Source organism: Tenggerimyces flavus, from assembly GCF_016907715.1.
Classification (GTDB): Bacteria; Actinomycetota; Actinomycetes; order Propionibacteriales; family Actinopolymorphaceae; genus Tenggerimyces; species Tenggerimyces flavus.
The window spans coordinates 2279498-2293934 of record NZ_JAFBCM010000001.1 but is presented as its reverse complement, the minus strand read 5'-3'; the positions used below and the strand labels follow the sequence as shown (position 1 = coordinate 2293934).

The window sequence follows — 14437 nt, the reverse complement described above, 5'->3', positions numbered from 1 at the left end:
GCCAGGTCCCGCCCCGAAGGCGAGACCTGGCAGCAGCCAGTCCAACAGCGAGAGCTACGGCAGAACGCTCGGAGTGAACGTCACCGGAGTCCCAGCAGCCAGCGTGATCAGCGACGCCTTCTCCGCGCCGTACGTGGTGAACCCGGTCGTCGTCCCACCGGTCACCGTCACCGAGCCAGCCGCCGGCGACGTCACCGTCACCGTGTTGGCCGTCCGGTCGTACACCCCACGCGCGCCGGCGGCGAGCGTCTCGAAGTGCACGTTGCGCTTGCCCACGTAGTCGGCGAGCTTGGTCCAGCCCGGCGACAGCAGCGGAACGCTGTAGTACGACGTGTACTTCGCCATCACCTGGTCGGCCCAGTCCGTCAACAGGGTCTTGCCCTGGGTCCGGCAGGTGGGGTTGCAGACGTAGGTGTAGTCACGCAGGTTGCCGATGTGGAACGTGTGGGTGTAGACCGAGCCCGAAGCGACGTGCTGCATGGCGACATCGGTCTCGTAGTTCATCAGCTGCGCGTACGTCTGGTTCACCGGGAAGAACGGGAACTTGCCGTTCGGCCCGTAGTACATGTTGTAGAAGTACGTCTCCTCGTCCGGCGTCGTGCTGAAGTACGCGATGTTGGTCGGCCAGTCCGGCACGATCAACAGGCTCGGCTCCATGGGGTGCCGCACGCCACAGTTGAAGCAGGACGGCTTGTGGCTGTTGAACGACATGTTGCCGTGCAGGTACTTCACACCCGAGTCCTTCGCTGCCTGCAGCAGGTTCGGGTTCGACGCCATCAGCCCGTAGTCGGTCGGCGGGTCGATGTCGTTGTTCGGGTCCGGGTGGAACACTCCGAGTCCGGAGTACTCACCGGTCTTGAGGATCTGACGGTCCGTCGGCAGACCGAGCGTGGCGCCTCGCGTCAGGTTCTCGTTGATCTCGGTGAACGTCGACGCGTAGTCGCTGACGTTCAGCTTCGGGTGCGTCAACGTGTGGTTGACCCAGCGGAACTTCTTTGCCACACAACGGGTCGTGGCCGTCAGCTGATCGACCCCGCCGTTGGAGTAGCACTGCTTCGGCGCGGTCATGTCGGCGTCGCCCGCGTTGTAGGCGATGTCCATCGTGAAGGCAGAGCCGAGCGGGAACTTCTTCTGCAGCTTGATCTGCGCTTCGCTCGCGTTCGACGCGTCGTGTCCGGTCATCTGGAAACCGGGCTCCGGCTTGTACGTGCCGTCGGGCAGCAGCTCGTCGGAGCTGTTGAACCAGTCGTCGACGTCGGTCATCAGGTAGTGCTTCTGCTCACCGAAGAACAGGCCGCGCGAGGCCCAGCGGAACAGGCCGTACGCGAGCAGGTTCGACTGCAACAGGTATTGGTTGTTGGAGAACGTCAGCGCGGCACGCTCGCGGCCGTCGGTCGAGGTCGAAGTGACGCCGAGGACGTTCGCGCCGGTCTGGATGATTGGCGTCGCCGCACAACCGGCCTGCATCGTGTCGCGGTAGACCCACGACTGAACGATCGGGACCTTGACGCCTACCTTCAGGTCGCTGAACACGGACTGACCAGCAGCCGTCAGGGTCGCCAACAGCGGCGTGTCTCCCACGCCACCCTCGGTGCCCTGCCGCAGGCAGTAGTCCTCCGGCCAGGAGCCGTAGCTCGCGTACAGCACGGCCTGACGGACCTTGTAGTCGCGCTCGTACGCCCACAGCGCGTTCCACTCGTTGCCGTCGAGCGCGCTGGCCCACGTGGTGGTGTCGAGCAGCATCGCGTCGGTCAACAGGATCGAGTTGTACTTGCCCACGCCGTCAGCGCCGACCAGCGTCTCCGCTGTCAGCGGCGTGTTCTTCGCGAGCAGGACGTCGTAGCTGGCACCGACTCGGTCCAGCGTCGACTTCCAGGTCGGAAGGTGGAGGTCGTTCGCATCGAAGGCGATGATGAGGGCGCGCAAGGCGACCTTGTCAGTGGCCGCCGTGACGCCGACCGCGGACTTGGTGGTCTTGGCCTTCAGCTTCAGGTTCTTCTGTACGGCAACGGTGCCGCGCAGCTTCGGCAACGCCTTGGCGGGCTTGCCCTTTTGTGTCTTGACCGGAAGCTTGGCGGGAAGCTGGTGGTCGGAGTCGCCGAACCGTTCCCGCGCGAGCGGATTGCCAGTGACCTGGCTCTTGGGCCCAGGGCCGGCTGTCTGGCCGGCCACCGCCGTCGCCCCGAGACCGGTCGCGACGATCGCGGCGGTCAGGACGAGGCGCATGAGCATACGACGAGGTTGGGCAGGGTGGATCATCAGGTTGGCCCCCCACAGGCTCACTCAGAAAGAAATCAGGCCCCGTAAAACCGACTCGACCAGCAGACGTTAACAGCCGAACCTGGGAGCCGCGCACCGAATGGGCCAACCGATGACGCCTCGTTTCAGGCGGTGATCACCTTGTCTGAATATGGGTGGATCACTCGAGGGCGGCGAGGATGTTGTCTGGTGTCAAAGGCAACTTTCGCACCGACACTCCCAATGCGTTCCGTACGGCGTTGCCGATCGCCGCGGCCGTCGGCCCCTGGGCACACTCGCCCGCTCCCAGACTCGGCTGGTCCGGGTGGTCCAGAACGTCAACGGCCACGTCCGGAACTTCGCTGAAGCGCAGGATCGGGTACGTCTCCCAGTCGGTGCTCGTGACCTGCTCCGGCGAGAACCGCACCTGTTCCAGCACGGTCCAGCTCGTCGCCTGGATCGCCCCGCCCTCGAGCTGGTTCACGACTCCGTCAAGGCTCACCACGCGCCCGACGTCCACGACGATCACCAGGCGCCGTACGCGAACGGAGTCCACCGCGGACACCTCGGCCACCACGGCGCAATACGCGCCCAGCCCTTTGTACCGCGCCATCGCGATCCCGTGACCGGTCGAGTCGCCGCCCGTCCAGCTGCCCCACGAGGCGAGTTCGGCCGCCCGTTCGAGGACCGCGCGGGCACGCGGATCGCTCAACTGGGCAAGGCGGAACACCAACGGGTCGGTGCCGGCGCGCAGCGCCAGCTCGTCCATGAACGACTCGATCGCGAACACGTTCAGGTGCGCACCGAGCGAACGCATGGCCGATGCACGTGGCGCGACGGCGAACGAGCGATGGCTCACGACCTGCTGCACGGGGAAGTCGTAGATCGGCACCGAGTTCCGCAACGACCCACCGGACGGCAGGCCGGGGTCCGAAGCCGGCACCAACGGCGCGCCGCCTTCGATCGAGGCGCCTGCCAACAGACCCGGCGTTCCCGCGTAGCCCGGTCGGGCCGTGTGTCCCTGGCTGAACGTGTCGTGCCGCCAGCTCACCACACGGCCCGACTCGTCCAGGCTGGCGGTGAGATCGGCGACCATCGCCGGACCAAACGGCCCCGCCCCCAACTCGTCCGCGCGGCTCCACACCACCTGCACCGGCCGGCCCGGCATCGCCCGCGCGAGCAGCACGGCGTCGAACGCCGCGTCGTCGGCCGGGTTGTGCCCGTAGCAACCGGCGCCCTCCACGTGCTGGACGGACACGTCGGCCAGCGGCATCGACAACGCCTGCGCGATGGCGCCCCGCAACGCGTGGACTCCTTGCGAATGCGACCACACCTGGACTGATTCGCCTGTCCACTGCGCCACTCCGCAGCTGGGCGCGATCGAGGCGTGTGCGATGTATGGCCGGCTGTACGTCGCGCGATGCTCCGCGATGACGCCGTCCGACTCGCCAGAAACCTCATGCACAGTGGACGATTCGGCAGCTTCGGTACGTACCCAATCGGGCAACGCAGCTTCGTCGGGCAGCGGCACCGGCCGTTCCCACTCCGCGGCGGCGGCCAGCCGCAAGGCCGCCTTGACGGCGACCTCCTCCCGCGCGGCCACGACGCCGAGGAAGCTGCCGTCCCGTACGACGCGAACATCCGGCAGCGACTCCACCACCGACTCGTCGACGGCCGTCAACACCGCACCGACAGTCGGCAGCCGGACGACCCGTCCGTACAGCTGGTCCGGCAGCCGAAGGTCATGCACGTAGCGAGGTCGGCCGAACACCTTGTCCGGGAGGTCGATCCGCGCCGGGCTCGCGACCCGTTCCGGCGCCTTCGGCTGCGCGAGGCCGTCGGCGTCGCGGTCCAGCAGCGTCGTGGTGTCGAGGTCCCAGTAGGTGACGGACTCACCGCCGGGCGTCGTCAACGTGCCGTTGACGACCGAGACGTCGGCGTCGAGCTTCGTCGCAGCGGCGGCGACGAGGACCGCGCGAGCCTCCGCGCACACCTGTCGCAGCGAGGCGCCCGACTCCTGGACGGACATCGAGCCCGCCGTCGTTCCCTCGTTCGGCCCGGCCGAGGTGGACGCCGGCACCATCCGCACCCGCTCGATCGCGACGTCGAGCTCGAATGCGGCGATCGACGCCATGGCTGTCGCGATCCCCTGGCCCAGCTCCACCTTGCCGACCCGTACCGACACGATGCCGGATGTGTCGAACGACAGCCAGGTCGTCAACCGGGGGTTGGCGGCGAGCGAACGCGGAAGGCTCATGCCGACTCCGCCGCCCGCAGGACCGCCCGCACTACGCGGTTGTGCACTCCGCAGCGGCACAGGTTGCGATCGAGCTGGGACCGTACGGCATCCTCGGTCGGATGCGGGTCGCGCGCCAGCAGGGCGGCCGCGTTCACCAGGATCCCCGAGACGCAGTACCCGCACTGCGCGGCCTGCTCGGCCAGGAACGCCGCCTGCAACGGGTGCGGATCGCCGAGCCCCTCGACGGTGGCCACGGCCTTGCCGTCGACAGCGGAGAGCGGCAGGTCGCACGACGGCATCGGATGCCCGTCGACCAGCACCATGCAGGCGCCGCACGACCCGCTGCCGCAGCCGAACCGCGTGCCCATCAGCCCCAGGTCGTTCCGGAGCACGTAGAGAAGAGGGGTCTCCGGGTCCAGATCGAGCTGTACGGGCCGACCGTTCACGACGAGGTCCACACCACGCACGATAACCGCGTCAGAAAATCTGCTGTACTAGCTGTCGATTTCTGGCCGCGTGCGCGACGTACCAGTGAACGGACCGAAATCACCCGGCAGGAAGGCAGCTGATCATGGCTCAGTACGCAGTGCTCATCTACGCGAACGACTCCGCGCACAGCCCCGACCGCGCACCCGGCGCCACGGCCTCAGCCGACCGGCACGCCGAGGAACTGGAGCGCACCGGCGCCATGGTGGCGGCGTGGGCGCTGACCCCACGGGAAATGGCGACGTCGGTCAAGGGCGACGTCATCACCGACGGACCGTTCGTGGACGCCAAGGAGATCGTCGCCGGCTTCTACATCCTCGAGGCGCCCGACCTGGACGCCGCACTGGCGATCGCCAAGCTCAACCCCGCCTGCCAGCAGGGCGGCGGCGTGGAGGTCAGGCCGATCGACAGCGGCGGCGTCATCGACCGGAAGGCCGGATGACCGACGTCCGCGCGGCCGTCGCGGACGCGCACCGTCGCGAGTGGGCTCTCGTGCTCGCCGCGACGGCGCGCGTCGCGCAGGACCTCGACCTCGCCGAGGAGTGCGTGCAGGAGGCGTACGCGGCGGCGCTGACGTCCTGGGAACGAGATGGGATCCCGCGCAACCCGGGCGCCTGGCTCACCACGACGGCCAAGCGCCGCGCGCTGGACGCCCTGCGGCACCAGCAGGTGGTCCGCTCGAAGCTCCCGCTGCTGGTCGAGCCCGAGGAGGTGGACGAGATGGACGAGCCGACCCTGGACGACCCGGAGGACGTCGTCCCCGACGAACGGCTGCGGCTGGTCTTCCTGTGCTGCCACCCGGCGCTGGCCCGGGACGCACAGATGGCGCTGACGTTGCGGCTGGTCTGCGGGGTCTCGACGCCCGACATCGCCAGCGCGTTCGTGGTCTCCGAGCCGACGATGGCGGCGCGGCTGACCCGCGCGAAGCGGAAGATCTCGACCGCGCGCATCCCGTTCCGGATGCCGGCCGCGGCCGACCTGCCGGACCGGCTGGCCGCGGTCCTGGGCGTTCTCCATTTGCTGTTCACGACGGGCCACACCGCGCCGTCGGGGCCGTCGCTGCTGCGTACGGACCTGATGGACGAGGCGCTGCGGCTGGCCCGCATGCTGCGCGGCCTGATGCCGGACGAGCGCGAGGTCTGGGGGCTGCTCGCGCTGCTCCTGGTCACGAACGCCCGCCGCGCCACCCGAGTCGACGCCTCTGGGCGGTTGCTGCGGTTGGAGGAGCAGGACCGGTCGCTCTGGGACCGCGGGGCGATGGCCGAGGCCGACCGCCTGATCGTCGACGCCCTGCGCGCCGGGCGGGCGGGCCGGTACGTCCTGCAGGCGGCGATCGCGTCGCTGTACGCCGAGGCCGCGACGTACGAGCAGACCGACTGGGCGCAGGCGCTCCAGCTGTACGACGAGCTGTTGCGCGTCTGGCCGTCACCGGTCGTGGCGCTGAACCGCACGATCCCGCTCGCGCGCGTCGCCGGGCCTGCCGTCGCGCTCACGGAGGTCGAACGGCTGGAGAGCGACGGCCTGCTCGCCCGCTACCAGTACCTCCCCGCGATCAAGGCCGACCTGCTGGAACGCCTCGGCCGTACTGACGAGGCGGCCGTCGCCTACCAGCAGGCGCTGGAGCTGAGTGCGAACGAGGCCGAGCGCGACTTCCTCGCCACCCGCACCCGCCAGCCGTGATCATGTACGTGATCATGAAGCCGAACTGGTCGTATACGCCGGGTTTGCCTTCATGATCACGTACATGATCACCGCGTTGGGGAGCGCCTCGGCTTGCGGACGTAGGCCGGGTGCCCGGGGCCAATGATCATGTTTACATGATCATTGGCCCCTTTACGTGGGGTAGGCGCCAGGTAACGGGGGCACTAGCCGTGTGAGGCGACCACCATCGTTGCCGAGTGCTTCGACAGCTCCCTACCTAGTGGCCGCCAACGTGACGTCGAGCGGTTGGGCGAGGTACGGCGTGTCCTCGCGAATCCACACCCCTGCCTCATACGTGCCCGGCGCTGGCGCCGTGGCGGTGACAGTGACGCGGGCCTTCTCCCCCGCGGCGAGCGTGATCGTCGTACGGTCGAGCGCCAGCCACGGCACGTCGACCGGCTCGCAGTCGCCGTACGTCGGCAGCAGCTGCACGTCGGACACCGGCTGGAAACCGCTGACGGGCGAGCCGCCGACGCGGTAGAAGCCGCAGGTGCTGCCGCCCCGGTACAGCGGTCGGTTCGCCGCCGGGAGGACGGACCACTTGTCGGTCCGCGGGTCGTACGCGTAGCTGGCGTTGGTCAAACCACCCGTCGAGATGCCACCGGACACGACCAGCTGGTCGTACGCCGCCGTATAACCCATGCCCCACAGGGGAATCGGCAGGTCCGCGCGCGGTGTCCAGGTGTCGGTGGCGGGTGAGTACGCGTACGTGTTGCGCCACACCGTCCCACCGCGCCGCACGCCGCCGGCACAGTAGAGCGAGCCGTCGAGTGCCGCGCAGGCCGGATGACCTGTGGACATGGGATAGCTCGCGACGAGCCGCCACGAGTCCGTTGCCGGGTCGTAGACCTGCACGTCCTGGCCGTCGCACGCGTTCGTGCAGCCGCCGATCACGTACAGCTTCCCGTCGAGCACGGCGCGACCCGCGCCGGCCGTGGCGATCGGTGCGTCCGCCACCCGGCGCCAGGTGTTCGTCGGCGGCGTGTAGGCGAACGTCGTCCTCGTCGCGCGCAGGTCAGGACCCCAACCACCGTTGACGAAGAACGTGTCGCCGACGAAAGCGCCGGCCGCGTTCTCCCGTCCACTCGGCAGGGGTGCGATTGCCGACCACGCCTTCGCGTCCGAGTCGTAGACGAACCCGCGGTCCGACACCTCCACGCCGTCGACGCCACCGACCGAGTAGATCTTGCCGTCCAGCTCGCCGACCGCGTTGTCCATGATCCGGATCGGGTAGTCGGCGACGTCGGTCCACGGCGCGACCGCGGGCTTGGGCGTCGTCCCGTTCGCCAACGGGGACTGGGCGAACGGCAGCGGCGAGTACGTGCCGGGGATCTGGACGACCTTCGCGCCCGCGCCGTTGGCGATCGGGCCGACGGCCTTCCGTTCGCTCAGCTCGACGCTGACCGGAGCCGTTCCTGTGTTGGCGATCGTGAACGACCGCCGCACCTCTCGCGCACCGCGTGCGGCCAGCGAGAGCTCGCCCGGCTCGACGGACAGCCGTCCGGCAGCGAGGGAGAAGTCGACCGTCCGTACGCCGCTACTCACGACCGCCGTCGTGCGCGACTGCGTCGTGTAGGAGGGCGCGGACGCCGCCAGCGCCGCCGAGGAGCCCGGGGCGAACAGCCAGTACGTACCGTCGTCGCCGGTACGGACGGCCTGCTCGCCGAGCTTCACCTCCGCGTCGCCGACAGCCGAGCCGGTGTTGCGATCGCGTACGTGACCGAGCACCAGTCCGCCCGCGGTCGGTACGCAGAGTCGCTTGCCGAGCACGACGTCGTCGACCTGCCACCAGTCGTCCCAGGTCCCGACGTAGTGGAATCGTACGCGTACGTTGGGCTTGTTGGCCGCCTGCGGGATCGGGATCGTCTCCTGCCGCGGGCCGAGCGCTTCCGCGGTCTGGTCGAGCACAGTCGACCACGACGCACCGTCGTCCACGCTGAGATCGACCTGCGCGGTGTCGGTGAAGTGCTTGTCGAAGTCCTGCCGGAAGCTCAGCACCGGCGCGGACTGCCCGCTGAGATCGGCGACCGGCGAGACCAGCGTGGAGTCCTGGTGCCCACCCGACCAGTAGTAGAAGCTGTCGAGGATCGCGAACCCGCCGTTTCCTCCCGTCCGGTTGGACCTTCGGCCGGGATCGTCGAAGCGCCACACCTGACCCGTGCCGGCGGCGTCGGTCACCGTCCAGCCGGAGGGCAGCGCGCCGCCGTCGAACTCGGCGCCGACACCGTCGTACTCCACGTGGTAGCCGGGCGCGTCGCAGGCCGTTTCGTCAACAGGCACACGGAGATCGCGCGTCACGTTCCTGGAGCCGACCACGACCTCTTCCGCCAGGCTCCGGTAGCCGGGGTACTGCGACTCCACCCGCAGCGTGTAGGTCGCGCCGGCGGGCAGCGTCAGGCTGTAGCGGCCGTCGGTGGCGGCCGTCAGGATCGGAGCGACGGGCGTGCCGGACACCGTCACGCGCGCGCTCAACGGCCACCCGTGCCCGCTCCCGTCGAGCACGCGACCGCTCACCTTCACCGCGGGCGTGGGCTCGAGCGCGAACGTCCGGCTGGTGGTCTGCCCGACCGCGACCTGGACCTGCGCGGTCTGGGTCGCGTGTCCGAACGCCGAGACGGTCATCGTGTAGGCGCCGGCCGGCAGCGGCAGCGCGTACCGGCCGTCCGGTCCCGTGGCACGCTCCCGCGTCACCGGCCCGACGACGCGCACCCGCGCACCCGCGAGCGGTTCGCCGAGGCTCGTGACCGTCGCCGACAGCGTCCCGGTCTCCGCCACGTTCGCCGCGTCCAGCAAGGCCAACGCGTCCAACCGGCCCTCGCCGAACACGTTGTTGTCCGCCGGCGTCCCGTCGCACTCGTCGGACGGAGTGTCGACCGCCGTCCCGTCCAGCAGCGCCCGGGTCGCGGCCACGTCGCCGACGAGGTCGGGCGCCGCCGACCACAGCAGCGCGATCGCGCCGGCGACGTGCGGCGCCGCCATCGACGTCCCGTCCATGCTCACGTACCCGCTGCCAGGGTAGGAGGAACGGACGTTCACGCCGGGCGCGGACAGGTTCGGCTTGGTCTCGCCGTCCTGGCCGAAGCCGCGGCTGGAGAACGAGGCGATCGCGTTGCTCTCGTCGTACGCACCCGCCGAGTAGTTGATGATCCGGCTGCCCGGCGAAGCGGTCGTACGGCAGCCGGGTGCGTTGTTTCCGTTCGCCCACACGGCGAAGATCCCGGACGCGGCCCAGGCCGCGGAGACGTCCTCCATGAACGGGTCGTCCGACGGGACGGTCGTTCCCCAAGAGTTGTTGACGATGTTCGGCCGCTTGCTGGCGTCCGGTCGCTGGCCGGCGAGATCGGTCGGCTCGAGCATCCACTGCCCCGATGCGATGAGCGCGTCGTCGCTCGGGCAGCAGCCGTTCGCGGCGATCCACCGGACGCCCGGCGCGACGCCGATCTGGTTGCCCGCGCCGTCGTCGCCGACCATCGTTCCCATCGTGTGGGTGCCGTGTCCATGCTCGTCGCAGGGCGCGTCGGCGCAAAGGCCGGCGGCGTCGAACCAGTTGTAGTTGTGGTCGAACGTCCCGTTGCCGAGGTTGCCTCGGTACTGGCGGACGAGCGCGGGGTGGTCGTACTGCGCGCCGCTGTCGATGCTCGCGACCGTGATGCCGTCACCTGTCACGCCGTACTGCTGCCAGACGTCGTTCGCGCGGATGTTCGCGATGCCCCACTCGACCGACTCGACCTCGCGGACCTGCTTGCCGGGGAGCTTCTTCGGAAGGGCGTACGCGACGGGCGCGTAGAGCGCGTCGACCTCGGGCCGCGCGGCGAGCTCGGCGGCGAGGCGTTCGCTGCCTTCGCGGACGAAGATCGCGTTCGTCGCCCAGTACGGCTCGTAGCGGACGCCCGCGCCATCGAGGCGCTTGCGTACGGAGGCCTGGCTCTGCGCGGCGGTCTCGCGGAGCGCCCGGGCGACGAGCGTGCCGCGCACGTTCCAGTCGCTCGTCCGCGCCGCGGCTGACAGGTCGGCGCGGTCGGCGAACCGCACCCAGAAGTCACCGCGTTCGTCCGCCGCGAGCTGCTGCCGCAGCTTCGGGCGGATCTTGTCCTCGCCTGCCCCCTGAGCGATGCCCACCATCGTGCTGGCGGCGATGGCGAAAGCGACGCTCGCGACGACCGCGCGACGTACCCAACTCCGGCTCATGTGTGCCCTCCCGGGGCCGAACCTAGGAGACGACCCGGGCAGCAACCGGTGCGCTTCGTGGGCAGATTCGAGGCAGCGCTGGCCATATCCGGCAAGGTCGTGTCTGGCAAATAGCGCCGGTCATCGCGCGTAGCGCGATGGCGCGCGGCGCCTCGCGCCCGGCTGGGCGTGGTGCAGGAGGAACTCATATTGGTTATATGGGTGACGACGTGCACCGCGGCCAGGCGGGATGCGAGGTGTCGCGCGTCAGGCGATCTTTGGCAGACACGGCCTCGAGGTATGGGCTGGTCGATGCGCTTCGACGGAACATGTCGTCCAACGACTGGAGAACTTGTGGTGGACCCCGAAGCGATGCTCGAACAGTTGGGCCTGTCGAAGACCGAGGCCCGCGTCTACCACTGCCTGCTGACCCAGTCGCCGCTCGCCGCGGCGGCCATCGCCGACCGCACCGGCACCGCGCGGTCGAACGTGTACCTGATCCTGCGGTCGCTCGTCGACAAGGGCCTGATCGAGGCCGGCGCGGGCTACAACAGCCGGTACCACGCGCTGCGACCGGACGACGCGCTGCAGCGGCTGCTGGACACGTCGCGCTCGGAGCTCGCTGCCCGGGAGCGACACGTCGAGGCGGCGCTGCCGGACCTGGTCGAGCTGTACGCGAAGCACGCCGGCGCCGACTCGGGCGAGGTCGTGGAGATCCTGCGGACGCCGAGTCTGATCGGTGAACGGTTCGAGCGGTTGCAGGCGGAGGCGCGCGAGTCGATCGACATCGTCGTTCGCGGCCCGATCCAGGTCGGCGGCTCGAACACCGGCGAGGTGGCGGCGCTGCGCCGCGGCGTACGGGCGCGGGCCATCTACGACCAGACCGTGCTCGACGACCCCGCGATCGGCGGCAGGTTGTCGTCCTGGATCGCGTCCGGTGAGCAGGCGAAGGTGTATCCCGGCGAGCTGCCGATGAAGTTCGCGCTGTTCGACGGTTGCAACGTGGTGATGCCGATGGTCACGCCCGGAGTGGCCGGGGTGGTCGCGATCATCGTGCGCAACCGCGAGCTGGCAGCCGCTCTGGGGATGCTGTTCGAGACCTTGTGGGCCTCGTCCGAGGCCCTGCCGGCGCCTGCTGGGCGCCGTTCGGGCGACGGGTTGGTCGTGGACCCGTCGTTGCACGAGGCTTCCTGGCTCGGCGTACCGCTGCCGTTGACCACGCGCGAGCTGCTCGTCCTGGACTGCCTGGCGAGCCGGCTGGGGAAGGTGTGGACGTACGAGCAGCTGCACGCCCGCGCGTGGGACGGGTTGTACGTCGGCCCGGCCGCGGTGCAGTCGGTCGTCAAGCGGCTGCGGGCCAAGCTGCGGGAGGCCGACGTGACCTTGCGCGTCGGGCCAGTCCGCGGGGTGGGCTTCCGACTGCTCCCACCCGACCGCGTCCCCCTCGGCCTCGCGGGCTAGCTGTGATCATGTACGTGATCATGAAGCCAGACAGGCGAATACGCCGGCTATCCCTTCATGATCACGTACATGATCACCGCGCGGGGTGGGCGGGTCAGTCGTCGACCGGGACCCGGGTGCTGGCCTCGTCGGTCGTGCTCTCGACCGTGACCTTGACCCGGAACGGGATCCCGTCCAGCAGCCGCTTGGTCTCGATCGCGACGACCGCCCGGCCGTCACTGTCGGCCTTGCCCTCGCAGACGTAGCCGTTCGGGATCAGCAGCCCGAACGCCGAGCAGCTCCACTTGCCGTCGTTGTCCACCGGAGGCTCGGCCGGGATCGACCCGCTCGGCGGCGACATGTACGTGAGCAGCGTCGGGCCGGCGACCGTCAGCGTCAGCTTCGCGCCGGGCTTGGCCCCACGCGCCCGTGCGACCACGAAGTCGTGGCCGTACTGGTCCACCCACGGCGAGTCCGTCAGCTGCTGCCCACCGACCACCAGGTCCTCCGGAGGAGGCGGTGGCGGCGGAGGGGGCGGCGGGGGCGGGGGTGGTGGCTTCGGACTCGTCGGCGACGGGCTGGGCACGGGATCGCTCGGGGACGGCGAAGGCTCCGGCGTCGGCGAAGGGTCCGGCCTGGGCGGCGTCGGCTGTGGCGCCGGGTCGGTGGGTGACGGCGCCGGGTCGGTCGGGGACGGTGCCGGAGGTGGCGGTTGCGAGGGGTCCGGCGGGTCGTCCGGCGACGGCTGCCCCTGGTCGGGCGGAGGCTGCGAGTCGTCGGGCGGCTGCTCCGAGGGCTCCTCCGAGTCCGACGGAGCGGGCACCGGCGGCTTGGGCGGGTTCGGCACCGGGTTGTTCGGCTCCGGCGCGGGCTCGTTCGGCTGCCCCGGATCCACGGGCGCGATGGCGACCGGGCCCGGGTTCGGCACCTTCTTCCCGTCGCCCGACGTGAGTACGGCGGCCGCGGCGATCCCCGCCACGACCACGGCGACGCCCGCGGCGATCGCGATGGCCTGCGCGGGCGGCGGGCCGGACCCACCGCCACCACCGCCACCACCGCCGGGTGAGCCGGCACCGCCGGCCGCGGCACCCGCGGCGGCGCCACCATCCGGCGGTACGAGAGCCAACGCACCGAGCTTGGTGCCTTCGGAGGCGAGCGCGAGGTACGTCACCGCCACCGGACCCAGCACCAACGGACCGAGCACCGCGCGCAGCGTCGCGCCGACGTCGCGCAGCTCGGCCAAGGCGAGCGAGCACGAGGCGCACTTGCGCAGGTGCCGGTCGACCGAACGGCGCTGCAGCCGCGAGAGCGAGTCACGTACGTACCGGCCCAGCCGGTCCAGAGTCTGCTGGCAGTCCGCGTTCTCACCGAGCTGCTGGATGTGCGTCTGCAGGTACTCGCGCCGCAGCGCCTCGCGCGCGCGGCCGGCCATCGCGGCCGCCGCGTTCGCGGTCATGCCCATCAGCACCGCGGCGTCCTTGGTCGGCGTGCGCTCGACCTCGACGTACCAGAGGATCTCCCGCTGCGGTTGGGTCAGCCGTTCGTACGCGCGCGCGATGTAGTGCTGATCCAACGCCTCGACGGCCGGATCGTCCGGAACGACCTGTTCGTCCAGTAAGAGCTCGTCATCGGAGACCACCGTGCGACGGCGAGTTCTCGCGGAGTTCTGCGCGATCCGTGAGACGGCACGCAGCAAGTACGCGCGAAACGCTTCGGTCGGTCCGTTCCCGTGCCGGACAGCGTCCAGCACGCGAGCGAATGCTTCCGCCGCGATGTCCTCGGCCTCAGTGCTGTGATCGAACTGCCGGGCAGCACGCAGCGCAGCCGGATGATGGCGTTCCCACAACTCTCCGTAGGCGTTTTCGTCACCGGCGCGCAGAAGGTCGAGCAACTCACGATCGGATCGATCGCTCGTCATCCACTCCCCCCAGACACACAACTCGGCCGGCCCACTGCTTTTCCCCTCAGCGACGTCACGTTAGACGCCTCCGACCACAGACGGCAACGGTTTCCTGACACCGAGCGCATACAACTTCGTGGGGTGATGGTGGCGGCTGGCCCGTGGGACGTCGCGAACCATGGCCGGGAAGCATGGATCGCGATTCGGGCCAGCCGCTAGGAGCTCCCCGGGAACGGGAGTTCCGGACACCCCCGCCGGCACAGACA

The 14437-nt window shown here is 69.8% G+C and carries 9 protein-coding genes; 4 read left to right on the top strand and 5 right to left on the bottom strand.

The features are described 5' to 3' along the window. Positions 1 to 54 precede the first annotated feature (54 nt). The 3 genes from JOD67_RS10545 to JOD67_RS41835 form a co-directional block, all read right to left on the bottom strand. Positions 55 to 2232 carry an Agd3-related carbohydrate deacetylase gene (locus tag JOD67_RS10545; protein WP_205117253.1) on the bottom strand — a complete coding sequence of 726 codons (2178 nt, stop codon included), beginning with the start codon at positions 2230 to 2232 and terminating at the stop codon, positions 55 to 57. 187 nt (positions 2233 to 2419) lie between these two features. Continuing rightward, on the bottom strand, positions 2420 to 4495 hold the full coding sequence (locus JOD67_RS10540) for a xanthine dehydrogenase family protein molybdopterin-binding subunit (protein ID WP_205117252.1): 2076 nt from the start codon (positions 4493 to 4495) through the stop codon (positions 2420 to 2422). Continuing rightward, entirely contained in the window at positions 4492 to 4935 is a 444-nt protein-coding gene (locus JOD67_RS41835) for a (2Fe-2S)-binding protein (RefSeq protein ID WP_205117251.1), read from the bottom strand. The genes JOD67_RS10540 and JOD67_RS41835 overlap by 4 nt, the downstream gene beginning before the upstream one ends. Before the next feature lie 113 nt (positions 4936 to 5048). Here JOD67_RS41835 and JOD67_RS10530 point away from each other — a divergent pair, with 113 nt between their 5' ends. Together JOD67_RS10530 and JOD67_RS10525 are read left to right on the top strand one after the other, a co-directional pair. After that, entirely contained in the window at positions 5049 to 5405 is a 357-nt protein-coding gene (locus JOD67_RS10530) for a YciI family protein (protein WP_205117250.1), read from the top strand. Continuing rightward, entirely contained in the window at positions 5402 to 6643 is a 1242-nt protein-coding gene (locus JOD67_RS10525) for an RNA polymerase sigma factor (protein WP_205117249.1), read from the top strand. The genes JOD67_RS10530 and JOD67_RS10525 overlap by 4 nt, the downstream gene beginning before the upstream one ends. Positions 6644 to 6877: 234 nt before the next feature. On the opposite strand, the gene JOD67_RS10520 is transcribed toward JOD67_RS10525, so the two are convergent. Next, a complete protein-coding gene (locus tag JOD67_RS10520) occupies positions 6878 to 10852 on the bottom strand; it encodes a S8 family serine peptidase (protein ID WP_205117248.1) in 3975 nt (1324 codons plus the stop codon). A gap of 351 nt (positions 10853 to 11203) precedes the next feature. Here JOD67_RS10520 and JOD67_RS10515 point away from each other — a divergent pair, with 351 nt between their 5' ends. Then, positions 11204 to 12292, top strand: a complete 1089-nt coding sequence (locus tag JOD67_RS10515) for a helix-turn-helix domain-containing protein (protein ID WP_205117247.1) — start codon at positions 11204 to 11206, stop codon at positions 12290 to 12292. 94 nt (positions 12293 to 12386) lie between these two features. On the opposite strand, the gene JOD67_RS10510 is transcribed toward JOD67_RS10515, so the two are convergent. Next, the gene (locus JOD67_RS10510; protein ID WP_307782733.1) at positions 12387 to 14117 is read right to left on the bottom strand and encodes a sigma-70 family RNA polymerase sigma factor; all 1731 of its coding nucleotides are present in this window, start codon (positions 14115 to 14117) and stop codon (positions 12387 to 12389) included. On the opposite strand from JOD67_RS10510, the gene JOD67_RS41830 reads away from it, so the two are divergent. Then, positions 14001 to 14390: a hypothetical protein gene (locus JOD67_RS41830; protein WP_307782769.1), complete on the top strand. Its 390-nt coding sequence runs from the start codon at positions 14001 to 14003 to the stop codon at positions 14388 to 14390. The two genes, JOD67_RS10510 and JOD67_RS41830, sit on opposite strands and share 117 nt — an antisense overlap. Positions 14391 to 14437 lie beyond the last annotated feature (47 nt).